Genomic DNA, 23,185 nt, shown 5'->3' on the forward strand with positions numbered 1-23,185 from the left:
TTATTTAAAAATATCTTTAATTATTTCTGATGCAATTACTTCATTGGCATTGGTTGTGGCCAATGCGGATATGTTTTTAATAAAAGTGTTTTTCTTTTCTTCGTTGAATAATAAATCGGTTATTGCAGAGAAAAGCTTTGTCCGCACTTCGCTGTCCGGCACTATCTCTGCGGCTTTTTTATTCACCAGGTTCATAGCGTTAACCGTCTGATGGTCTTCTGCTGCGTAAGGATAAGGCACAAAGATCACAGGCTTCTTTACCACGCAAAGCTCCGAAACCGTCATGGCGCCTGCCCTTGCTACCACGATGTCTGCCGCAGCATACGCGTACTCCATCTCTGATATAAACTCTGAAACATAAATATTATCTTTTGCAAAGGCCGCCATACTGATGTAAGTCTGCGAATTATTTTTACCCGTCTGCCAGATCAGCTGCACATCCAGCGTAGAAATATCTGAAAGATGAAAAGCAATCACATCATTGATACTTTTTGCGCCGAGGCTGCCGCCAACCACCAGTACGGTAGGCTTCGTAGCATGCAGGTTAAAGTAGTTTCTCGCCTCTTCTTTGCCTACTGTATTCTCTACAATCTTCTTCCTTACCGGGTTCCCGGTGATCTGTATTTTTTCCGGAGGAAAGAATTTCTCCATACCGTCGGTAGCTACAAATACTTTTACAGCTTTCTTCCCCAACAAAATATTACTCTTGCCTGCAAAAGAATTTGACTCATGGATATACGTAGGAATGTCTTCTTTCTGAGCGTATCTTAACACCGGGAATGTAGAGTAGCCGCCAACACCGATAACCACATCAGGCGGAAATTTTTTGAAAATTTCTTTTACCTGGAAGTAGCTTTTAATGAGTTTAAAAGGCAAAGAAATATTCTTCAGCATCTGGCTGCGGTTAAAGCCTGCCATGTCTATGCCCTGAATGTTATAGCCCGCTTCAGGCACTTTTTCCATCTCCATTTTACCCTTAGCGCCAATAAAAAGAATTTCCAGTGCGGGCATGATATTTTTCAGTGCATTGGCAATAGCCACAGCCGGGAAGATATGCCCTCCTGTGCCGCCGCCTGCTATGATCACTTTGCCTGTTTTACTTTTCATTTTTTTGTTTTTTATTATTCTATTGTCTCACTTTCTATTAACGGCCGGGCTTCTGCCACCGCATCGCCTTCATTTTCAACATTGCCTCTTACGTTTAATTCCACATAACGGGATACGCTCAGGATAATGCCGATAGATGCACAGGTAAACAGAAAAGATGTGCCGCCCATGCTTATCAGCGGCAGCGTAACGCCTGTAACCGGTATCAATCCTACGTTTACGGCCATATTAGATACTGCCTGTATCACCAGCGTAAAGCTTAACCCAAGCGCAAGGAACGCCCCGAACGCGCCCGGGCATTTCCTGAATATACTTATACACCTGTATAAAAAAACCAGGTAAATAAATATGATGAACACACCCCCCAATAAACCGTATTCTTCTATGATGATGGAATAGATAAAGTCGTTGTAAGCCTGTGGCAGATAGTTACGCTGCTCACTGTTACCGGGGCCGAGGCCAAATAATACGCCGCCGTTCGCAATTGCTATCCTGCTTTGCTGCACCTGGTAAGGCACATCATCGCCTTTGGCAAAGAGAAAATCCTGTACGCGGCTAACCCATGTAGAAAACCTTTTGAATACAGAACTTTCGTCCTGCACGGTTTCCATTTTTACAATATTTTTATTGTGGGTATGCTCGAGGTCGGGGTTGTAGGTAGTTACAGCTACGCCTACTATCAGCAAAACCGGTATCATAGCTACGCCGATCATCATAAATATATGCTTATACCTTACCCTGCCTATAAACAATAGCAATAGGGATGTAAGCCCCGTGAGCAAAGCGTTTGATAAGTTTGCAGGCATAATGAGGCCGCAGGTAAGCACGATAGGAATAAACACAGGCAGGAAGCCTTTCTTAAGGTCCTTGATCTTATCGTTTTCCTGTTTGCGGCTCAACTGCCTGGAGAGGAACATATACAAAGCAAGCTTTGCAAAATCACTTGTCTGGAACGTCATGTTAATGATGGGTATCTCAATCCACCGTACACCGGAATTGATCTCTGCGCCGAAAAATAAAGTGTATGCCAGCAAGGGAATGGAGATGATATAGAGTATCAATGCGATCTTCGAGAATAATGCATAGTTCACTTTATGCAACAGGTAGATCATTCCAAATCCGAGTAATATAAATACCAGCTGCTTAAATAAATAGATCTCGGTATTGCCGTTGTTCATTTTATAAGCAAGCGAGCCGGTAGCGCTGTACACCACCAACATAGACACCAGGGCAAGCAACGCCGCGCAACCCCAGATGTATTGGTCGCCTTTTATCCTGCCAAGGTATTTTTTTACAGAGCCGTCTATGTTGTACGTTGATGACATTGTTATAATGCTTTTACTTCCTGTTTAAAAATGTTACCCCTGTCCATATAATTTTTAAAAAGATCAAAGCTGGAACAGCCGGGGCTTAATAACACTACATCTCCGGAGGCAGCTAAATGATAAGCCTCTCCCACTGCATCTTTCATGGAAGATGTTTCTACCACCGGCACCAGCGTATTGAAAGCATTGACGATCCTGGAATTGTCCAGCCCGAGGCAGACAATGGCTTTTACTTTTTCTTTCACCAGCTCTTCGAGGAAAGAATAATCGTTGCCTTTATCAATACCGCCCATAATGAGAATGGTAGGCTTGGCAATGCTTTCAAGCGCAAACCAAACGCTGTTGAGGTTTGTGCCTTTACTGTCGTTGATAAATTCTATACCGTTGATGGTGGTTACCGGCTCCATGCGGTGTTCAAGGTTCTCAAAAGTTTTGATCGCTTCGCGAATTTTTTCTTTGCGTATGTTAAGGCTTGCCCCCGCCAGTCCCGCTGCCATAGTGTTGTACTGATTATGTTTCCCTTTTAATGCGAAATCATAAATGTTCATGCTTACACGTTCTTCCTGTGCTTTCAACATCATTTGTCCGTCTTTAATGTATGCGCCTTTGTTTACTTCCTGTTTCATTGTAAAAGGGATTGATTGTGATAAAACTGAAATGTTTTTTAATTTTTTTATAATGATGTTGTCATCAAGGTTGTAGATGAAAACATCGTCTGAATGCTGATTTGCCGTAATTTTAAATTTACTGTCTATATAATTCTCCATGCGGTAATCATACCTGTCCAGGTGGTCTTCTGTAATGTTGAGCAGTACTGCCACATCCGGGCGGAACGTTTTTATATCATCCAGCTGAAAAGAACTTATTTCCAACACGTACAACGGTTTCGGATCTTCTGCTACCTGTTGAGCAAACGAGTAGCCTATATTGCCCACCAATGCACAGTCAAGGCCTGCTGTTGTGCAGATGTGGTAAATCAATGACGTTGTTGTAGTCTTGCCGTTGGTGCCTGTGATGGCAATTATTTTACTATCGCCTTTGTATTGGTAAGCCAGCTCAATCTCACTGATCACTTCAATGCCGGCTTCTCTTATTTTCTTCATTACAGGTGTGCTTTCCGCAATGCCCGGGCTTTTTACAATCACCTCTGCGTCAAGGATTTTCGCTGTCGTATGGCCGCCTTCTTCATAGGCTATGCCTGCGTTATGCAATTTTACTTTATATGCCTCTTCAATTTTTCCATAGTCGCTCACAAACACTTCAAAGCCTTGTTGCACAGCCAGCAAAGCAGCGCCTATGCCGCTTTCAGCAGCACCCAGTACACAAAGCTTTTGATGTTTATTCCTGTTCATTACCTCATTTTTAAAGTAGCTATGCTAAACACAACCAGTATAATGCTTACGATCCAGAAGCGTACGGATATCTTATTTTCGTGGTAACCTTTCTTCTGGTAATGATGATGCATCGGGCTCATTAAAAATATCCGCCTGCCTTCGCCAAATTTCTTTTTGGTGTATTTGAAATAACTCACCTGTAAGATCACACTCAGATTTTCCAGCAAAAAGATGCCGCAAAAAATAGGGATCAGCAATTCTTTTCTTACAATAATCGCCAACGATGCAATGATGCCGCCCAATGCCAGGCTTCCCGTATCGCCCATAAAAACCTGTGCTGGATAAGCATTGTACCAGAGAAAGCCGACACAGCCGCCCATGAGCGCTGCGGTGAAAATAGTAAGATCACTGATGTTGGGTATGTACATGATGTTGAGGTAATCAGATAAAATATAATTACCGCTAACATAAATGAATATGAACATACCAAAGCCAATGATACCGCTGACTCCGCCGGCGAGGCCATCTATACCATCCGTTAAGTTTGCCCCGTTAGAGACAGCCACAATAATGAAAGTGACAATCAGGATGTAAACAAGCCAGGTAAACTTATCGGCACCCTCGCCCATCCACGAAATAATTTTACTGTAATTAAACTCATGGTTTTTTACAAAAGGAATGGTAGTGATGGGCTGGTTGGCTTTTACATATCTTTTCTCCCTGCCAGAAACTTCACGCACCACTTCGTTCTGAGCAGGAACGGAATTTTGTGTAATCCCCTGCTGATTGATCACGGGCCTTTCAATCACTACATCCTGGCTGAAATACAATGTTGACCCGATGATGATGCCGAGGCCTACCTGCCCGATGATCTTGGCCATACCGGCCAGGCCATCCTTGTCTTTCTTCTCATACCTGCCGCCGCTTTGCATGGCCTTTTTCTTGGACCGTATTTTTAAAGTATCATCCAACAGGCCTATCACACCCATCCAAACGGTGCAGAGCAGCATAAGCTGCACGTAAACATTGGTAAGGTCTGCAAACAAAATGGTAGGCACCAGTATGGCCAATAAAATTATGATGCCGCCCATAGTAGGCGTGCCCTTTTTTTCCTGCTGTCCTTCCAGGCCGAGGTCTCTTACCTCTTCGCCTATCTGCGCACGCTTGAGTAAATTGATCAGCCTTCTGCCATAGATGGTAGCTATCAGCAATGAAAATATCAATGCCATGGATGCCCGGAACGAGATGTATTGAAATACACCCGCACCGGTGAAATCGTAATTTTCTTTTAACCAATTAAACAAATGATATAACATGCCGGTTTATTTTTTCAATTTACTTTTCTAACAATTCAAACATTTCCATTAATACTTCCCTATCATCAAAATGATTTCTCACGCCGTTTACTTCCTGGTACTTTTCATGGCCTTTTCCTGCTACAAGTATGATGTCTCCATCATTTGCGAGGCTTACGGCTGTCTTTACCGCTTCTTTCCTGTCGGCGATGCTTATAGCTTTTCTTTTGCCGGCAGTATTCAGTCCTGCTTCCATTTCCCTGATGATAACTGCAGGATCTTCGCTGCGCGGATTATCACTGGTCAGTATCACGCGGCTGCTCAGTTCAGCAGCTACCTTAGCCATTACCGGGCGCTTGGCCTTATCCCTGTCTCCACCGCAGCCCACCACGGCGATCACCCGGCCGCCGGTTTTTTTCAGCTGGCCAATAGTTTCTAATACATTTTGCAATGCATCCGGCGTGTGTGCATAGTCTACAATGCCGATAATATTTCTTTTGCTTACGATATAGTCAAACCTGCCTTCCGCACTGGTAAGCATACTCAATATGCGCAACACCTCCTCGCTATCTTCACCGGCAGATATAGCTGTACCGAAGACAGCCAGTATGTTGTAGGCATTGAACTCCCCAATAAGCCTGAAATGCACCTCACGGTTATTCACAAGCATCACAAGGCCTGTTAATGCATTCTCCAGGATTTTTCCTTTGAAATCTGCCATAGTATGGAGGCTGTATGTGCGCTTTGTGGCCTTTGTGTTTTGCAGCATTACACTGCCACGCTTATCATCTATGTTGGTGAGTGCAAATGCGACTGAAGGCAATTGGTCAAAGAATTTTTTCTTTACTTTTATGTACTCATCAAATGTTTTATGGTAGTCCAGATGGTCGTGAGTAATGTTGGTAAAAATACCGCCTGCAAAGCTGAGCCCTGTGGTCCTGTGCTGGTGTATAGCATGGCTGCTGCACTCCATAAATACATGCGTACAACCTTCCTGCTGCATACGTTGCAACAAAGCGTTCAGGCTGATGGCGTCCGGCGTGGTATGTGTAGCCGGTATCACTTCTTGTCCTATCTTATTTTCCACTGTACTTACCAACCCGCATTTATATCCCAGCCCTGTGAATAGTTTATACAGGATTGTAGCTACGGTAGTTTTGCCATTCGTACCTGTAATGCCATACAGCTTTATTTCAGAAGACGGATGCTGGTAAAAATTCCCTGCTACCAAAGCCGCAGCTTCCTGTGTATCTTTCACCTGTACATACACAATATTTTCCTGCACTACCTGCGGCAGCTTTTCACAGAATACAGCAACAGCGCCGTTTTCAACAGCCTTGCCTATAAAATCGTGGCCGTCAGACACGGCGCCTCTGATGGCTATAAACGCAGTACCGTCAGAAACCTTACGGGAGTCGAGTTGCAGATCTTTTACCTGCACACCGGCATCACCCGCCAGTTTAACGGTTGGTATATGGTGCAATATGTCTCTAAGTGTCTTCAACGGTTAATTCAATAATAATTTTATTTGTTGCCCTGATTCCACAGGATCTCCCATAGCTATGGATTGCGAAGTAACTTTCCCTACTCCATCTATAAATACTTTCAGCCCTTTGCTCTCGCACAGGTACAAAGCATCTTTCAACCCAAGGCCAACAAGGTTGGGCATCTTATTCCCTTTCAGGTAATTCAGGTTTTTCAATACAGGCTTTTCATAACCATGCACCAGCGCAAACTGTTTTTGTACGGTTGCAGAATCCACGTAATTGATGCCCAGTGTCTTGAATATGGTATGCAGGTCATGCACGCCGCCCGCGAAATAATAGTTGGATGATTCCGCTTTTAAACTGTCTAAACCATGATCCTTTTCATTGCCATCCCTCCGCACGTACATCGTATACAGCCGCTGTGCAATTTCTTTAAACACAGGCCCGGCCACTGCAGCACCATAATATTTGGCCGCGCGCGGTTTGTTGATGATCACTACAACGCAGGTATATTCCGGCTTTTCAGCGGGAAAATATCCGGCAAACGACGATTGGTAAATGCCTGCATTGTAGCCCAGCTTTCCCTGAGCCACCAAAGCAGTACCGGTTTTGCCTGCCACTTTAAAAGGCACATCGCGCAACAGCCTGTAGCCTGTGCCACCTTCAATATTGCACACACCTTCCAGCATGGCCTGTAATTTATTCACCACTTCGGGAGAACAAATAGTTCTTACTTCATGCGGGTACTTTTTTTCTATTACCACACCATCGCTGGCAATGGCATCTACGAGATAAGGCCGCATCATTTTACCATTATTGGCCACGGTATTGTACAGCATGGCGGTATGCAGCGGTGATATGGTAAGGCTGTAGCCAAATGCCATCCAGGGCAATGTTGTTGCACTCCATGTAGATGAGCCGGGCAGATGTATCACGGGATTGCGTTCGCCTACCAGGTCTATACCTGTTTTTTCTGCAAAGCCCATGTTCTTTAAATGATCAATAAACAATGCAGGGTTGGCGCCGTAAGCATTATACACCAGCTTGGCGCTTGCTACGTTAGAGCTCATCTCAAATGCTTTTTTCACACTGGCCACATGCCCGTGGTTCTCACTGTCGTATACGGTGCGTTTATTTATCAGCCAGCGGCCGCCTTCCATGTCAATGGATTTGCCGGTATCGGTCTTGCCATCTTCGAGCACAGCCAGCATAGAGGCAAGCTTAAAAGTAGAGCCCGGCTCTGTAGGTGTAATGGCATTGTTGTATATTTCGGCATAATTGCCGTTGGGTGTCCTGTCGAGGTTTGCAATGGCCTTTACTTTGCCGGTTTTTACTTCCATCACAATGGCAGTGCCTTTCTGGGCTTCGTTTTCCTGCATCATCTTCATCAGCGCATTCTCTACAATTTCCTGCATTTTTATATCAATGGTCGTGATGATGTCCTTGCCGTCTTCGGGGTCAATTTCGTTGGCGTTTTCCACAGGTACCGCAACACCGCCGGCAATAAAGCGCACCAGCCTTCTGCCTTCTTTTCCTTTAAGGATGGAATCGTAGGTAAGTTCCAAGCCTACATTGGAACTGTTTTCCCTGTTAAGGCCTATTGTCCTGAAAGCCAGCATGCCGTAGGGGTTCAGACGTATGTTTTTTACTTCGGGTATAAATCCGCTTTTGTTGCGCCCTTCTCTTACCAGGGGAAGTTTCAGTAGTTTCTGGTAATCCCTGAAATTTACTTTTTTTAATAAGGAATAATACCTGAGCTCCTTGTTGTATCCGTATTCCAGCTCCTGCCTGTAGTCGCTTGCCCTTTTTTGAGGGAACAATATAGCAAGATGGTGGCACAAGGAATCCAGGTTTTCCCTGAAACGTTTGCCGTTCTTTTCCCTTAAACCATCAGCAGCAAAATCTATATAAATATCAAACTGCGGTATGCTGGTGCTGAGCATCTGCCCGTCCTGGCTGTAAATGGTGCCGCGCGAGGCATCGAGCATCTGCATCTTCTGGTGCAGGCTGTCGCTCATGCTTTTCCAGTAATCTCCCTGTGCGCTCTGTATGTAAAAAGCTTTGCCCACTACAGCCACACAGATCAGTATGATCAGGAGATAGGCCAGGTAGACCCTTGATAATATGACGTTCTTTACTTCCATTTTTACACCGTTACTCCTGCGAGTAAGCCCTGTGCCTTTCAATCATTTTTATATGTACCGGTTGTTTATCGCTCAGGCTCAGGCCCATAGGCTCTGCTGCCTTTATGAGCTCTGACTCCCTGGTTTTATACATCAGTTCACTTTTCAGTGTTTTATATTCATACTCCAGCTCTACCAGCTTTTTATTGGTCCTGCTTATTTCTCTTATGCTCTTGTCTGCCTGGTGGCCGTTGGCAATGTAGATCACGGTAAGAAAGCCAAGGAACAAAAAGAAGCCTATGTTTTCCACTATCCAGTTGTACCTGAATAATTTCTTGAACTCAATAATTTTTTTTCTTTTCTCCATTACATCCTTACTTAGCTCAGACTTATATTTTTTCTGCAACCCTTAGCCTGGCGCTGCGGCTGCGGCTGTTGTTACTAATCTCTTGCTGTGACGGCGCCACCGGTTTCCTGGTAATTACCTTTAGCGGGTTTTGAAATGTGGAATTAAACAACGGGTTTTTATCAACCACATCAAAGGTGCCCTGTTTAAAAAAGTTTTTCACCATCCTGTCTTCGAGGGAGTGAAAAGTAATGATCGCGCACCTGCCCCCGCTGTTCAGCAATTCGGGCACCTGAGACAGTAATTCCTGCAATACTTTCAGCTCTTCATTCACTTCAATGCGCAAAGCCTGGAATACCTGTGCAAAATATTTATTAGGATTACCTTTAACCATGGGCGCTACCAGGCTCTTGAAGCCGTTAATACTTGCGAGCGCGGTAGCAGTTCTTTTTTCTACTATATGCCTGGCCAATGTTCTGGCGTTGGTCACTTCTCCGTATTTACTAAAAATATCCTGCAAAGTTTTTTCATCGTTGTGCATCAATACATGCATGGCGGTAGTTTCATTACGCTTATCCATACGCATATCCAGCGGCCCGTCAAACCTGGTAGAGAAACCGCGTTCGGCTTCGTTGAACTGAAAACTGCTGACACCCAGGTCAGCAAGTATTCCATCTACCTTATCTATGTCATTCACTTTCAGGAAACGGCTGATATACCGGAAATTCTGGGAAATGAACAAGACACGATCATCATGCGGGATATTTTTCCTGGCATCTTCATCCTGGTCGAAAGCCACAAGCCTGCCCTGTGTTCCCAGCTTTTCTAAAATGCCACGGCTGTGCCCGCCACCGCCAAACGTACAATCTACGTAAGTGCCCCCGGTTCTTATATTCAGATTATCAATGGTTTCCCTGAACAGTACCGGAATATGATAATCGTTTCCATACATCTGCAGTTATTTTTTATTTACACACCACTAAACAATTCCGATGCAAGGCTTTCCATGCTTGCCATCTGTGCTTCCACATATTTGTCCTTAGCTTCTTTATCCCATATCTCCACTTTATTGCCCTGCGCCCAGAATACCACGTCCTTTGAAAGGCCGGCATATTCCTGTAAATGCTTTGGCATCAACAGCCTGCCTGCGCTATCAGGTTCTACAATAGCAATCCCGTCTAAAAAAAGCCTTTTGAACTGCTGCACTTTCGGATTAAAATCATTCATGCCGTCTAATTTCTGGCGCATTACACTCCATTGGCTCTGCAAATACAGCGTGAGGCAGTTGTTCATGCCACGTTTGATCACGAAAGACGACTCATCCTGTTCCTCCAACTGGCGGCGGAACTCGGCCGGGATCATCATCCTGCCTTTTGTATCCATAGTAACCTTATATTCGCCGAAAATGCTTGACATGAAGGAAATTGATTTTATCAGTACAAAATAACACAATTTCCCACTTTTTACCACTTTTTGAGCAGGCGTTTTTTATCCACAAATACAAAACAGCTGAATCCTAATAGACATAAGGCATTCAGCTAAATTAATGAAAAAGCTATGTGCAAATAATGTGCATAAATGTGGATAACAGCAGTAAAAATACAAACTAAATACACAAAGACACTGTATAATACAGACTTATGAAGCTTTATTGTGTGCAGAATTAGTAGCTTGAACAAAAACCATTGTTAACAAGTAGTTGTTCACTAATCAACAATTTTACTTCGCTAAGATTTATAAATACTTTGTTTGATAAGTTTTTTTTGAACTTTTGTCATATTTTTTCTGCCGGGCTTAACTCCGGGCTGTGCAATAGGGTAAATTCAGCAGGAAGCTTTTGCTAGTCGATAGGTGAAAATGCTCCATAAAGATAGGTACTTTAAGATAGGTACTTTGGAATACTTATTGAAAAGGGCATATGGGCTTTACGCCTTTGCTGTTAGCTTCCTGCCGTTTTTAGTGAACAACCCGAACTTGCATTCATCCTGAAAATAAAGATTACTTAGCGATAATGTTGCTTTACTTCGCCCGGTGGCTTCTCTACCGATGCAATCAAAGTTTTTTAAAATCCTCTACCTTGTCCTGATCTTTGCTGACATGGGATTTTCTTGCTACTTTCGTTTTGGCGCCAAACTTTAGTATGCAGTATTTCAATAGTGTATTGTATTTTACTTCTTTGTTGAATTTTTTTTCCCATTGCTTGAGCGCTACAAAGCCTGTTAGCCCGTTGTTAGGGGTCATGCAGCACCCTAGACAATGCTTCATGTTCGGCTTGGGTGAATACTGAGGGTTTAAACCCTTTGCGGTTATGGGATAGCAAAGACTCAAGGCCGCCGTTTTTGTAAGAGGCCCTCCAGTTATGTGTCGTCTGGCTGCCTGCGCCAATACGCTCCATGAGTGCACGTTTAGAAATACCCGTTTGCCCTTCCTTTTTTATTTCTATAAGCATCTTTATGCGGGGAACAAATAGACTGTGCTACTTTAAGCAATTTACAAAGCATGGTTAAATCTTCTTTTACGGGTATTACTAACCTGTTAAGAAATTATGAAATGGTCAAATTCGGGATTATTGAAAAGACCATGTGGTCAAAAAATGGTAATGAGATTCCGAATAAAATTACAGTTAATAAATAATTGTCACGCCTGCGCCGAAGCCCATATCGCTATCGTAATGCGTGGATAGGGCGAGCCATTTGGTGGTTATGTACCGGAAGCCTACCATATATTCTTTGTCGGTATTTACCATCCAATTGAAGCGCAAGCGTGGTGTAACGGGAATGTCTTCACGCATAAGCTGGAAGCGGATTTTTCCATACATATCTACCCTTGCATCGGCTACAACTAACCACGGTAATGTATATTGAAAACCTATGACGGGTGCCCAATAATTTGTGTGTATTGTTTCCTGACCGAACAGATTTTTTTCTACGCCGTGGCTTTTTGGTTTGTACCTGTATTGTGCGCCAATGTAGGGATATGCCCATTGCATTTTGCCCAAGTATCTGCCAAAAATCAGGCTGCCTTCCGCGCCGTGCTCTGGTTTCAATCCAATATGCCAATCGCCGCTGAGTGCATACCTGTGGCTCATCCACATAAACTCTCCATCACTTCCGTTGCTTTCAAGACCTACCTGTGCTTTAAATGCTGTCATTCTATTATCTTTTTTGAACAAGCGCCACGCTTCGGCTTTATTGGGTAATTGTGGGTTTGGTTCTGAATTTTGATAGCTGAAAATCCTGCCCATACCTGCCATCATATGATACAATATGTGGCAATGGAAAAACCAATCTCCATCCTGATTTGCTGCAAATTCTATGGTGTCGGTTTCCATCGGCAATATGTCAATTACATTTTTTAGAGGTGAATATTCGCCATTTGAATTGAGTACACGGAAATCGTGACCGTGCAGGTGCATTGGGTGGCGCATCATTGAATTATTGGTTAATACCAACCGTAAGATTTCGCCTTTTTTAATCATTATTTTATCGGTTTCTAAAACGGTTTTATTATCCAATGTCCATAGGTAGCGGTTCATATTTCCTTCTAATGTGAAATGAATTTTATGAACAGGTGCATCGGGCGGAAAGGCTGTTTTTTCGGTTGATTTTAGTAAGTCGTAATTTAAAGTGCGAATACCATTTACAGTGGACATATCCATTTTTTCGTGAGCCTCACCCCCCGCCCTCTCCGAAGGAGAGGAGGCTTTTGGTACTAAAGCCATTCCACATTTAGGGCATTTACCGGGTTTATCGGAAATAACTTCGGGGTGCATTGGGCAAGTGTATTGTTGCATTTGGTGCATTGAATGGCCTTGGATTTTAGCGGTATCTGTTGAAGCCATATTATGCATTGAATGGTCTTGAGGTGTTGCAGATTGTTTCATACTTCCCATATCGTGGTTCATTGGCTGGCTGCCCTGCAATTCGGGATACATTACCTGGTTCATATCCATCGTTTGCAGGCTCATTTTCATTCCCATATCTTTCATGTCGCCGTTCATCTTCATCATATTGTTCATCATCTTCATGCCTTCAAAATATTTCAGGCGGGGCAAATCGGGCGCCGGCATCTTGTGGCCGCTGCCTAACCAGAGCGAGGCGTGTTTGGTACGGTCTTCGAGAGTAGCCCTCAACTCGTAACGCATATTTTCGGGAATGTTTACTTCAATATCATAAGTTTCCGCAGTACCGATTATTAATCTGTCTACTTCCACCGGCTCAACATCATTTCCATCATTGGCAACCACTGTGATTTTGCCGCCGCCGTAATTCAACCAAAAATAACTGGATGCGCCGGCATTCACAACCCTCAATCTTATTTTATCGCCGGCCTTGAGCCTCACCGTTTCAATGGTTTGTTCGGGTTTGCCATTAATGAGGAACCTGTCGTAGTACACATCGCTCACATCCATCGCTTTCATACGCAGCCATTCATTTTTAAGTTTTGTGCCGAATGCTTTGTGTTGAATGGCTTCGGCGTAGCTTTGCACACTTCCTTTTTTAATGGCGTACCAATCGTTGGCTGTATGTAATCTTCGCATTACTTCATTGGGTTTTTCGTCTGTCCACTCGCTAAGCACAACAGGTATAATGGACTTGTACCGGCTTTCCATTAACCTATTATCTCTTTTTTTAAAAACCAAAGCGCCATACATGCCTGCCTGCTCTTGCAAACCGCTGTGGGAATGATACCAGTAAGTGCCATTCTGTACAACTTTAAATTTGTACAAGTGGGTTTCGCCCGGGCCGATTCTTTTTGTGGTAAGATAAGGCACGCCATCCTGCGGGTTAGGCAGAATTACGCCATGCCAATGCAGCGAAGTTTCTTCTTTTTTTAGATTGTTGTGCAAATAAATTTCTGCCGTGTCGCCTTCGGTGAAATACAAAGTTGGCGCAGGGATTTGTCCATTGATGGCATAAGCATGTCGTCTTTTTCCTGTAAAGTTTACGATTGTATCGGTTACATACAAATCATAGCGTACGGTTTTGCCGGCAAAGGAAATAGCCTCACCCCCAACGCCCTCTCCTTTTGGAGAGGGGGCTATATCATCACTTTCCACTTGTAACGAAGCCCGCCCGGATGGATCGGCCGGCGGGGAAGCGGGAACCTTTTTTGGCACTAAGTTCATTCCACATTTCGGACATTTGTCCGGCGATTTCTTCTGCACTTCGGGGTGCATAGGGCAAGTGTAGATGACTTTATTCTCCGTCCTCTCCACATCCCGAACCTTCGGGAGAGAGGGAGCTTGCGCCTGTGCATTGAATACAAAAGCAAGCGCAAGAAGTATTGTTAGAAAATAATTCATCGGTTATTTTTTATTCAGTTTTAAAAGACTTGCATTAATTGCGACAACGATGGTGCTTACGCTCATCAGCACAGCGCCCATTGCCGGGCTAAGAACAAATTTTGGATACAAAATTCCTGCGGCTAAAGGAATTGCCACCACGTTGTAACCCACTGCCCAGATTAGGTTTTGAACCATTTTGTTATACGTGCGTTTGCCAAAATCAATCATTTTTACCACATCGCGCGGGTCGCTGTTCACTAAAACAATATCGGCTGTTTCGGCTGCAACATCCGTTCCCGAACCAACGGCAATACCCACATCTGCCTGTGCCAGTGCAGGCGCATCGTTTACGCCATCGCCCGTCATTGCCACTATTTCGCCTTTTGCCTGAAACTCTTTTACTTTTTCCTGTTTGTTATGCGGCAATACATTTGCTAAAAAACCGTCCATACCTAATTGATTACTAACGGTCGCAGCAATTTTTTCATTATCGCCGGTAAGCAAAAATGATTTTATGCCCATTTCTTTTAACTGATTGATTGCTTCCTGAGATCCGTTGCGAACAGTATCGGCTAATGTGATTATACCTGCAAGCTGGCTATCAATCAACACGAAGTTTACCGTTTGTGCATCCTGGTTAATTTCTTTTGGAATTTCAGGAAGCGGCTGATTGTTTTGGGTGAAATAATTGGGGCCCGCAGCAATGATGTTTTTGCCATTTACGGTACCTGCAACGCCAACGCCCTGCATATATGTAAAGTTTTCTGACTTCCAGAGCGGCAGGTTTTTTTCTTTGAGTGTTTTTAAAACTCCTTTTGCAATATGGTGTTCAGAGTTTTGCTGCAACGCAGCGGCATACTGCAATATTTCGTCTGCGGAATAATTTTTCACAGGAATAATTTTCTCTACTGCGTGCGAACCTTCGGTAAGTGTGCCGGTTTTGTCAAAAATAATGGTAGATAATCTTCTGGTGGTTTCAAATGCGGTGCGGTTGCGGATGAGCAAACCATTCGTTGCTGAAAGCGTGGTGGAAATTGCCACTACCAAAGGAATTGCAACGCCCAATGCGTGCGGGCAGGCCGTAACCATAACCGTAACCATTCTTTCCAACGCAAAAGATAAATCACCGCCCGGAAAATACCAATAAACGAAAGTGCCTAAGCCAACTGCAATGGCAGTATAAGTTAGCCACTTGGCTACTTTATCCGCAAGGTTTTGCGTATTGGATTTGGCTGCCTGCGCGTCTGCTACCAAGTTGATTACCTTATTGAGGTAACTGTCTTTTCCCACGCCTGTTGCCTTTACCCTCAACGCGCCATCGCCATTGATAGCGCCTGCAATTACTTTAGCGTTCACTTCTTTTTTTACGGGCACGCTTTCGCCGGTAAGCATACTTTCGTTTACGGAAGAAGTGCCTTCAATCACCAATCCATCGGCAGGAATTTTTTCTCCCGGTTTAATGATCACCACATCTTCATTTTTCAAATCGTCTAAGCCGATTTTTGTTATTTCGCCGTTGCGTTCCACATTTACTTCATTAGGCAGTAATTCTATTAATGATTGCAAGGCTCTGGAGGCTGCCATTTGCGAGCGCATTTCCAACCAGTGACCCAGCAGCATAATGACGATCAGGGTTGCCAGTTCCCAAAAAAAATCCATGCCCGGCAGCCCGAAAACAACTGCTGCACTGTACACATAGGCAACGGTGATTGCTAAGGCAACGAGCGTCATCATTCCTATGGCATTGGCTTTTATTTCTCCAATCATTCCTTTCAGGAAAGGCATGCCGCCATAGATATAAATGAATGTGCCTAAAGCCAGCAACACATATTTGTCGCCCCGAAAGGTGAAGCTAAAGCCAAGCCACCGTTGCACCATGTGCGACAATGCCAGTATGGGCACGGTAACGATGAGGCTTATCCAAAACCTTTTCAGGAAGTCGTGGGTGTGGTGGCCTTCGTGCTTGTTGTAGCCTGCATCGCCGTGGGCAGCATGTTCTGCGGCTTGCCCTTTGTGTGCTTCGTTGTGGCGATTGTGACGGTTGTGGGCGGCGGCATGTTTCGCGCCGCCTATTGATACTAAATCCATTCCGCAAAGCGGGCATTTGCCGGGTTCGTCTTTGAGCACCTGCGAGTGCATGGGGCAAGTATATTTTTGCATAATCAATTGTTTTTAATTGCAACAGGAATTGCCGGATTGCATGGGCGGGCATTTGACCGTGCCATAACTGCAAAATACACAACAATCGCCTTGTTTGGGTTTTAATATTGCTTTACAATTTTCACATTCATAAAAATATTTACAGGCATCTGCCGGCGTGGTTTCCTGCCTGGAAAAACCGCAATGCGGACAGGTTATTTTTGATACTGTTATTATTTCCATTTGCAAATTGTTTACAGCAACTTTTTCGGTGAATAAAAACATTTCAGAAAATTAAAAATTCGTTTCTACATTATTTATTTTCTAATTCATTGATCTTTGCTTTCATAAACTCAATCTCTTTGTTCTGTGCATCAATAATGTCCTCTGCTAATTTTTGCACTTCAGGGTCTTTTAGTTCGCTTTTTTCTACCATTAATATAGCTCCTGCGTGGTGCGGTATCATTGATTTAAGGAATTGTTTATCTCCAATGGCAGCCTGATTTCTTATCAACAAAAAAAATGTGAGTAGCAAAGCCGCTCCTAAACCAATAAGAATGGTGTTCATCTTTTTGTTAGGATACATTTTGCCCATCAATAACAATTCAATGATCAGCATTGGCGCACTCATCAAACCTGCCATATAGAATTGATTAAAGTTGGGAATTACATTGACGAACCTGTCAACCATTGCATACATTAAAATGTACATTGCAATGAAAGAGGCAATCATCATCCAAAGCAATTTTTTGTAGTGGTTTTTATGGTCCATAGACATATCGTGAGATTTTATCCGAGACTGCGTATTGTGCCCTGAGGGGGCATTGTGGCTTTTATGCGTTGAATGTTCCATTTTTATTTATTTAGTTTTTATTTATTTTTGATTGAAAGAAACTGATTAAAGTGTTTTTATCTTCTTCACTAAGGCGGGCATCTTTATGCAAAATAAGATAAGATTTCAAAGGCATTTCATCCTTTTCTATTTGTTCTGTTATGCTTCTGAATTTTGAATTGCGTCTTCTTGGACTTAAAGCCGCTAATTCATCAAAATTCAATTCCGCTTTTCCGTCTCTGATGTGTTTTGCCATCAGCCAGCCAACAGGCTGGATATTGGTGTACCACGGATAACGCGTATGATTGCTGTGGCAATCAAAACAGGAAGTAACCAACAGCTTTTTTACATTTTCGTTTACCTGAAAAGTATCCATAAATGCCTGTGGAACAGCCTGCACGCTCGTGTTTCGTGCAGGCCGGATAAACTGAATGGCGGCTAGTAAAATAATCAACAGGATTATTAATTTGTTCATGCTTCAATACAGTTTTTGTACGGCGGGCGGCCTAATAAGATTTTTTTGATCTGATTATGCAATTGTTATTTCATTATCCAGATACACATTTTGAATGGATTGCAGCATTTCCACGCCTTGCTGGAAAGGGCGCTGAAAAGCCTTTCTGCCAAGAATAAGACCCATGCCGCCCGCGCGCTTGTTTACTACTGCGGTGATAACGGCTTCCTGCAGGTCGCTGTCGCCGAGGCTTTCACCGCCGCTGTTGATCAAGCCGATTCTTCCACTGTAACAGTTCAGCACCTGGTAGCGCGTGAGATCAATGGGATGATGGGTGGTAAGTTTTTCATACACCAGCTTGCTCGTTTTTCCGTGTTTGGTAGCCAGGTAGCCGCCGTTGTTGGTTGGCAATTTCTGTTTAATAATATCCGCCTGAATGGTTACCCCTAAATGATTTGCCTGCCCGGTAAAGTCGGCAGAAGTGTGATAATCTATACTATTTACTTTAAAATTATTATTCCGTGTGTAGCACCACAAAATGGTAACCATACCCAGTTCATGCGCCAGCTCAAAAGCTTCCGCTATTTCTTTCAATTGCCTGCGGCTTTCCTCGCTTCCCCAGTAAATGGTGGCGCCGACAGCCACAGCGCCCATGTTCCACGCATTTTTAATGGTTCCGAAAAGCGTTTGGTCGTAAGTGTTTGGATAGCTTAAAAATTCGTTGTGATTAATTTTTACGATGAAAGGAATTTTATGTGCATACTTGCGGCTCATGATGCCAAGGACGCCAAACGTAGAAGCCACGCCATTGCAGCCGCCTTCTATTGCCAGCCGGATGATGTTTTCCGGGTCGAAATAAATGGGATTAGGCGCAAAGGCAGACCCGGCGCTATGCTCAATGCCCTGATCTACGGGAAAAATGCTGCAATAACCTGTGCCGCCTAAACGTCCGTGATTTAATAATGCCTGGAAGTTGCGCAAAACCTGATTATTGCGGTTGCTGTTTATCCAGATGTCTTCAATAATATGCGGAGAAGGCAGATGAATATCTTTTTTATCAATGGCAGTCCAGGTATGCTCTAAAAGATAAGCAGCCTTATCGCCCAAAATATCTTTTGTGTTTTTATTTTCCATAGTAAAATGTGTTGATTTTTGATAAATTTTTTAATCAAAAAGTAGCGAAAGATGAAATCTGCTGTTCATAGTAATCTTGCACAAATACCATGCGGCGGTGCAGTTTAAAAAGATTTTTATCATATTGCTTATATTTCTTTACTCTTTCATTTTAGATTGGAAGAAATGAATCAGAATATTTTTATCCCGCTCGCTGAGTTTTACATCTTTATGCATTTGGAGGTAAGATTTCAGCGGCATTTCGCCGTTTTCTATTTGCTCTGTGATGCTTTTGAATTTCGAGTTGCGCCTGCGTGGGCTAAGCGAAGCCACTTCATTAAAATTGAGCTTCTCCTTTCCTTCCCGGATGTGGCTGGCTAAAATCCAGCCTACAGGCTGGATGTGGGTGTACCACGGATACCGGGTATTGTTGCTGTGGCAATCAAAGCAGGAGGTGGTTAATAAAGTTTTCACCTTATCCGTTACCTGGAACGTATCAATAAAAGATTGCGGCAGCGGCTGTACACTGGTATTTTGTTCTGGCCGGATAAACTGAATGGCAGCCAGTAGAATTATCAGTATCCATATCAGCTTCTTCTTCTTCATTCATCACATATTGCTCATGTCGTGCCCGGCCATGGGGTCGGCGCCGGTTTTGAAAATAAATTCGCTGTTTAATAAATAAGCGCCATTCACTACCACAATATCGCCTTCATTCAATCCTGAAAGAATTTCAATCCTGTCCCCGCTTTCCACTCCGGTTTTTACCATGCGGCTTTTGTAGGTTTTGTCGCCGGCCTGAACCCAAACGGTAGCGTTTGCACCGTCGCGAATCACAGCGTCTATTGGTAAAGACAGGGCATTGGTTTGTGTATTTTCCAGAAAAACATACACCGGCATGCCAGGTTTTAAAGCGTTGCCGGGATTAGGAATAGACACACGCAAAAGATTTATTCTTGTATCGGCGCTAATTTCAGGGTTTACAAAGGCGATATTTCCTTTTATAATTTTGCCGCCTAAATCAGGAATTTGCACGCTGGCTACTGTGCCGGCGCTGACATCCGGCATTCGCGCGCTGTAGGCCTGTGCCTCCGCCCAAAGTGTGGAAAGATTTGCAAGATTTACCACGGCGCCGCCTTCCATCACATAATCTCCTTCGCGAATATTAAGTGTAGTAATGTAGCCCGATGCAGGGCTGTAAAAAGTGGTGAGTGGCGATGCCTTGCGATTTTTAATCATTGTCTCTATCTGGGCTTCCGTCATTCCCCACAGCAACAATTTGTTTTTCGCGCTTTCCAGCAGTTGGTCAAAATCAATGACGGTTTCCCCGATAAAAGTATTTTTCCTGTCGAGCGCCAGCAGATATTCCTGCTTGGCATTGTTCAGCTCTTCACTGTAAATTTCAAACAGCGGCGCGCCTTTACTTACAAAATCGCCTGTGTTTTTGTAATAAAGTTTTTCTATTCTGCCGGCCACCCTTGAGCTTACGGTTTCGAGTTTTGTCTGATCAAAATTTAAAATTCCCGTCAACACAATCCTGTTGCCAATGCTGCCGTTGCGGATGGTGTCGGTTTGAATATTTGCAAGTTGTATCTGCTGTTCGTTGAGCTGCAAAGCGTTTGGATCGGCATTTTTCTTTTTTTCTGCCGGCACTAAATCCATGTGGCAGATTGGGCATTTTCCGGGCTTGTCTGCCACTACCTGCGGGTGCATGGAGCATGTGTAATAAATGTCGTGCGCGGCGTGTTCGTTTTCCTGTTCTGCATTTTTTGCATTCTTGCAGGAAAACAAAAAAAACAGCATGGCGGTGAAAAGAAGTATTTTTTGCATAATGATTTAATTTATTTTGATAAAGCTTTCACTGTCGGTGAGATACTGCGCATTTACCGCTACGGAATCGGTGTATTCCAGCCCGCCGGTAATTTGAATCTGATTGTTTATTTCAGCGCCTGTATTTACTTTTTGCGGCGCAAAGCCATTCTTTATTTTTTTGAAAACTACTTTGTTCATTCCAAGCGATATTACTGCTTCACGCGGCAACCAGGCTGCCTGCATTCTATTCCCTGTAATCACCGCTCTTACCTGGCTTCCGATGGGGATTTTTAGCTTTGCATTATCAAAATACACTCTGGCGGTGAGCGTTCTGCTGCTTTCGCGGTAAAAAGGTTCTATAAAATCAATCTCTCCGCTGAAACTTTTGTCTGGCGAAGTTTCCGAAACGATTTTTACAGGCTGTCCTTTTTTTATCATTGCTGCCTCTCCGGCGAAAATATTCAGCAATGCCCATGTTTTGCCTAAGTTGTACACATTGAAAATGCTTTGTCCTTTTTCCACGTACATTCCTTCTTTGATGGATAGTTGCTGCGTAAGAGGCACGGCAGCCATGCCGGTGGCGGCAGCGGAAGTGTTGTTCATGCCGGAACTGCTTCCTGCATCGTAGAGATGCCCGCTGTAATTGCTGAACACGCTCACGGTGTAATCAGCTTTACCGGTGTTTTCGATTTTTTGCAATTGTTGTGCGCTCATGCCAAGCAGGCGTAGTTTTTGCCGTGCGGCATCAATCATCGTTTTGTTGGAGGCATCGTTTTTCAGCAGAAAAAGAAGATTTTGCTGCGCCGTTAGCAGTTCGGGACTGTAAATATCGAGTATTCTTTGCCCTTTGCTTATTTTTTGATAACGGTAGCGCACATACAATTTTTCTATTCTTCCTGCAACCCTTGAGGAAATGCTGCCTATCTGCCGGGTATCGTAGGCAACGGTACCCAGCGCTTCTATTTCCATCGGTTGTCCCGATTGTTTCAATGTAGTAATGGGTATGGAGGAAATTACAAATTCGTTTGTGGGCTTCAATAAAGATTCTAAATCAATGCTGTCTGCTCTTTTTCCTTCGGTTTCTTTTTTTACCAGGTCCATGCCGCAGATAGGGCAACTCCCGGGTTTGTTGCGCACAATTTGCGGGTGCATGGGGCAGGTATAGACTTCTTCTGCGGCTTCATGACCGGCATGAGGATCATTTCTATCTTTGCAACCTATCAATAAAATGATGAGCAGCAACGAAGCGGCTATAATGCTTACATTCTTCATTTTTATTTTTTTTCAATTAATCTGTCGAGCGATACCTGCGTTTGCAGCGCTTTTTCTAAAATGTCGAGATATTCCATCTGGGTCATGTTGAGCTTTTCCCAGGCATCAAACAGCATAAACAGTTCTTCGGTATTTTGCTCATAACCCAGTTGCATGGTTTTATAATTGTTTCTTAAGGCAGGAATAATGTTTTGCTCGTAAAGCGCCAGTTGTTTTTTGTTTAAATCCAGTTCATTGCGCATACCGTAAGCCATGCCGCTGTATTCGTTTACCATCATTTCTTTTTGCGATCGCAGCGCTTCTGCCTGCCAGCGCAGGCTTTCAATGTTGGCTTTGTTCATCCGGGAAGCCCAGCCCACAATGGGCAGCTTCATCATAACCATTGCCGAATATTGCATCGGCTGCCCGCCGAAGCCCACCATGTGCTCAAACCTTCCGCCGAACTGCGGTTTCAGGCTTTGTCTTTCAGTTTCCTGCTTCAGATAACGGAGGTTGATTTCCCTGTCTAAGGCTTTTAAGTCGCTTCGGTTTTGATAAAAAAGGCTGCTGTCGAACACCATTAGCGAATAATCGTTCAACCGGTAATTTGTATCTACTTCAAAATAATCCAGCGGATTTCTGTTCATCAGTGCGTTCAGGCGGATGCGTTTTTCGCGGATGTCGTTTTCATACATCAGTTCCATATTCAGTGCGCTGCCGAGCGCGGCTTTGGCCTTGTAATAAGCGCCGATTTTTTCAAGGCCGTTTTTGTAACGTATTTCCGCATTTTTTATCATAAAGTCCAGCAGCTTTTGACTTTCTTCTACTACGGAAAGCCGCTTTCTTAAAACGATCCATTGGTAATACAACTGTTTGGCATCTTGCCGCAGTTCGTTTACATTGGCATTGAGATTTTCTTTTTCAACGGACGACATGGCGCGCATGTATGCCTCATCGGCATCCAACTTTTTCTTATTGGGGATCATCTGTTCAACCGAAATAGCGATTGAGCCCATGCCGTTCACATCGCCCATTTTGCGCCACATGGCAGGATTGTAGGGCGTCATGAACGGCCCTGCGCCGATTTCGGGCGGCATCCAGCTTCTTGCGCCTTTCGCGGCCTCGTCCATAGAGCGGATTTCGTTGGTATACATTTTTACCACCGGGTGGTTTGCACTAACCGAATCCAGCACTTCATTGAGCGATAGCGTTTGCGCCTGGACAGAGATTTGCGACAGCAGAACAATTCCTATAATTGCGATTTTTTTCATTCGTTATCT

At 43.8% G+C, this 23,185-nt stretch carries 20 protein-coding genes; all 20 read right to left on the reverse strand.

Going from position 1 to position 23,185, the window contains the following annotated elements; genetic code table 11:
* The 20 genes from murG to OD355_RS07675 all read right to left on the reverse strand — a co-directional run bounded on the left by murG (position 1) and on the right by OD355_RS07675 (position 23,176).
* On the reverse strand, positions 1-1,107 hold the full coding sequence (gene murG, locus OD355_RS07585; RefSeq protein ID WP_263037861.1) for an undecaprenyldiphospho-muramoylpentapeptide beta-N-acetylglucosaminyltransferase: 1,107 nt from the start codon (positions 1,105-1,107) through the stop codon (positions 1-3).
* 14 nt (positions 1,108-1,121) lie between these two features.
* Complete coding sequence (locus tag OD355_RS07590; protein WP_263037862.1) at positions 1,122-2,432, reverse strand: FtsW/RodA/SpoVE family cell cycle protein; 1,311 nt, start codon at positions 2,430-2,432, stop codon at positions 1,122-1,124.
* 2 nt (positions 2,433-2,434) lie between these two features.
* Positions 2,435-3,784 carry a UDP-N-acetylmuramoyl-L-alanine--D-glutamate ligase gene (gene murD, locus OD355_RS07595; protein WP_263037863.1) on the reverse strand — a complete coding sequence of 450 codons (1,350 nt, stop codon included), beginning with the start codon at positions 3,782-3,784 and terminating at the stop codon, positions 2,435-2,437.
* The gene (gene mraY, locus OD355_RS07600) at positions 3,784-5,082 is read right to left on the reverse strand and encodes a phospho-N-acetylmuramoyl-pentapeptide-transferase (RefSeq protein WP_263037864.1); all 1,299 of its coding nucleotides are present in this window, start codon (positions 5,080-5,082) and stop codon (positions 3,784-3,786) included. The genes murD and mraY overlap by 1 nt, the downstream gene beginning before the upstream one ends.
* A 19-nt stretch (positions 5,083-5,101) precedes the next feature.
* Complete coding sequence (locus OD355_RS07605) at positions 5,102-6,565, reverse strand: UDP-N-acetylmuramoyl-L-alanyl-D-glutamate--2,6-diaminopimelate ligase (protein ID WP_263037865.1); 1,464 nt, start codon at positions 6,563-6,565, stop codon at positions 5,102-5,104.
* Between the two features lie 3 nt (positions 6,566-6,568).
* A complete protein-coding gene (locus OD355_RS07610; RefSeq protein WP_263037866.1) occupies positions 6,569-8,692 on the reverse strand; it encodes a penicillin-binding protein in 2,124 nt (707 codons plus the stop codon).
* Positions 8,693-8,702: 10 nt separating this feature from the next.
* Positions 8,703-9,038, reverse strand: a complete 336-nt coding sequence (locus OD355_RS07615; protein ID WP_263037867.1) for an FtsL-like putative cell division protein — start codon at positions 9,036-9,038, stop codon at positions 8,703-8,705.
* A gap of 22 nt (positions 9,039-9,060) precedes the next feature.
* Positions 9,061-9,969, reverse strand: coding sequence for a 16S rRNA (cytosine(1402)-N(4))-methyltransferase RsmH (gene rsmH / locus OD355_RS07620; RefSeq protein WP_263037868.1), 909 nt, complete (start codon positions 9,967-9,969; stop codon positions 9,061-9,063).
* 17 nt (positions 9,970-9,986) lie between these two features.
* A complete protein-coding gene (mraZ, locus tag OD355_RS07625; protein ID WP_263037869.1) occupies positions 9,987-10,433 on the reverse strand; it encodes a division/cell wall cluster transcriptional repressor MraZ in 447 nt (148 codons plus the stop codon).
* A 636-nt stretch (positions 10,434-11,069) separates the two neighbouring features.
* A complete protein-coding gene (locus tag OD355_RS07630) occupies positions 11,070-11,282 on the reverse strand; it encodes a hypothetical protein (protein ID WP_263037870.1) in 213 nt (70 codons plus the stop codon).
* A gap of 358 nt (positions 11,283-11,640) precedes the next feature.
* Positions 11,641-14,322 carry a multicopper oxidase domain-containing protein gene (locus tag OD355_RS07635; protein WP_263037871.1) on the reverse strand — a complete coding sequence of 894 codons (2,682 nt, stop codon included), beginning with the start codon at positions 14,320-14,322 and terminating at the stop codon, positions 11,641-11,643.
* Between the two features lie 3 nt (positions 14,323-14,325).
* Entirely contained in the window at positions 14,326-16,464 is a 2,139-nt protein-coding gene (locus OD355_RS07640; protein ID WP_263037872.1) for a heavy metal translocating P-type ATPase, read from the reverse strand.
* Between the two features lie 12 nt (positions 16,465-16,476).
* Positions 16,477-16,686, reverse strand: coding sequence for a GDCCVxC domain-containing (seleno)protein (locus tag OD355_RS13900; RefSeq protein ID WP_317619112.1), 210 nt, complete (start codon positions 16,684-16,686; stop codon positions 16,477-16,479).
* A 70-nt stretch (positions 16,687-16,756) separates the two neighbouring features.
* Complete coding sequence (locus OD355_RS07645; protein WP_263037873.1) at positions 16,757-17,296, reverse strand: DUF305 domain-containing protein; 540 nt, start codon at positions 17,294-17,296, stop codon at positions 16,757-16,759.
* Positions 17,297-17,306: 10 nt separating this feature from the next.
* A complete protein-coding gene (locus OD355_RS07650) occupies positions 17,307-17,750 on the reverse strand; it encodes a heme-binding domain-containing protein (protein ID WP_263037874.1) in 444 nt (147 codons plus the stop codon).
* A 54-nt stretch (positions 17,751-17,804) separates the two neighbouring features.
* On the reverse strand, positions 17,805-18,863 hold the full coding sequence (locus OD355_RS07655) for a class I fructose-bisphosphate aldolase (RefSeq protein ID WP_263037875.1): 1,059 nt from the start codon (positions 18,861-18,863) through the stop codon (positions 17,805-17,807).
* A gap of 138 nt (positions 18,864-19,001) precedes the next feature.
* Positions 19,002-19,448 carry a heme-binding domain-containing protein gene (locus OD355_RS07660; protein ID WP_263037876.1) on the reverse strand — a complete coding sequence of 149 codons (447 nt, stop codon included), beginning with the start codon at positions 19,446-19,448 and terminating at the stop codon, positions 19,002-19,004.
* 3 nt (positions 19,449-19,451) lie between these two features.
* Positions 19,452-20,672: an efflux RND transporter periplasmic adaptor subunit gene (locus tag OD355_RS07665; RefSeq protein ID WP_263037877.1), complete on the reverse strand. Its 1,221-nt coding sequence runs from the start codon at positions 20,670-20,672 to the stop codon at positions 19,452-19,454.
* 6 nt (positions 20,673-20,678) lie between these two features.
* Complete coding sequence (locus tag OD355_RS07670; protein ID WP_263037878.1) at positions 20,679-21,926, reverse strand: efflux RND transporter periplasmic adaptor subunit; 1,248 nt, start codon at positions 21,924-21,926, stop codon at positions 20,679-20,681.
* Between the two features lie 2 nt (positions 21,927-21,928).
* Positions 21,929-23,176, reverse strand: coding sequence for a TolC family protein (locus OD355_RS07675; protein ID WP_263037879.1), 1,248 nt, complete (start codon positions 23,174-23,176; stop codon positions 21,929-21,931).
* Positions 23,177-23,185 lie beyond the last annotated feature (9 nt).

The sequence above is a fragment of the Haoranjiania flava genome (assembly GCF_025631005.1).
Classification (GTDB): Bacteria; Bacteroidota; Bacteroidia; order Chitinophagales; family Chitinophagaceae; genus Haoranjiania; species Haoranjiania flava.

Coding starts and splice junctions, on each gene's coding strand:
- OD355_RS07590 (WP_263037862.1), bottom strand. CDS start 2,432: ATGTCATCAACGTACAACATAGACGGCTCTGTAAAAAAATACCTTGGC.
- OD355_RS07675 (WP_263037879.1), bottom strand. CDS start 23,176: ATGAAAAAAATCGCAATTATAGGAATTGTTCTGCTGTCGCAAATCTCT.
- OD355_RS13900 (WP_317619112.1), bottom strand. CDS start 16,686: ATGGAAATAATAACAGTATCAAAAATAACCTGTCCGCATTGCGGTTTT.
- OD355_RS07615 (WP_263037867.1), bottom strand. CDS start 9,038: ATGGAGAAAAGAAAAAAAATTATTGAGTTCAAGAAATTATTCAGGTAC.
- murD (WP_263037863.1), bottom strand. CDS start 3,784: ATGAACAGGAATAAACATCAAAAGCTTTGTGTACTGGGTGCTGCTGAA.
- mraZ (WP_263037869.1), bottom strand. CDS start 10,433: ATGTCAAGCATTTTCGGCGAATATAAGGTTACTATGGATACAAAAGGC.
- OD355_RS07640 (WP_263037872.1), bottom strand. CDS start 16,464: ATGCAAAAATATACTTGCCCCATGCACTCGCAGGTGCTCAAAGACGAA.
- OD355_RS07635 (WP_263037871.1), bottom strand. CDS start 14,322: ATGAATTATTTTCTAACAATACTTCTTGCGCTTGCTTTTGTATTCAAT.
- rsmH (WP_263037868.1), bottom strand. CDS start 9,969: ATGTATGGAAACGATTATCATATTCCGGTACTGTTCAGGGAAACCATT.
- OD355_RS07630 (WP_263037870.1), bottom strand. CDS start 11,282: ATGAAGCATTGTCTAGGGTGCTGCATGACCCCTAACAACGGGCTAACA.
- murG (WP_263037861.1), bottom strand. CDS start 1,107: ATGAAAAGTAAAACAGGCAAAGTGATCATAGCAGGCGGCGGCACAGGA.
- OD355_RS07645 (WP_263037873.1), bottom strand. CDS start 17,296: ATGGAACATTCAACGCATAAAAGCCACAATGCCCCCTCAGGGCACAAT.
- mraY (WP_263037864.1), bottom strand. CDS start 5,082: ATGTTATATCATTTGTTTAATTGGTTAAAAGAAAATTACGATTTCACC.
- OD355_RS07660 (WP_263037876.1), bottom strand. CDS start 19,448: ATGAAGAAGAAGAAGCTGATATGGATACTGATAATTCTACTGGCTGCC.
- OD355_RS07670 (WP_263037878.1), bottom strand. CDS start 21,926: ATGAAGAATGTAAGCATTATAGCCGCTTCGTTGCTGCTCATCATTTTA.
- OD355_RS07655 (WP_263037875.1), bottom strand. CDS start 18,863: ATGGAAAATAAAAACACAAAAGATATTTTGGGCGATAAGGCTGCTTAT.
- OD355_RS07650 (WP_263037874.1), bottom strand. CDS start 17,750: ATGAACAAATTAATAATCCTGTTGATTATTTTACTAGCCGCCATTCAG.
- OD355_RS07665 (WP_263037877.1), bottom strand. CDS start 20,672: ATGCAAAAAATACTTCTTTTCACCGCCATGCTGTTTTTTTTGTTTTCC.
- OD355_RS07610 (WP_263037866.1), bottom strand. CDS start 8,692: ATGGAAGTAAAGAACGTCATATTATCAAGGGTCTACCTGGCCTATCTC.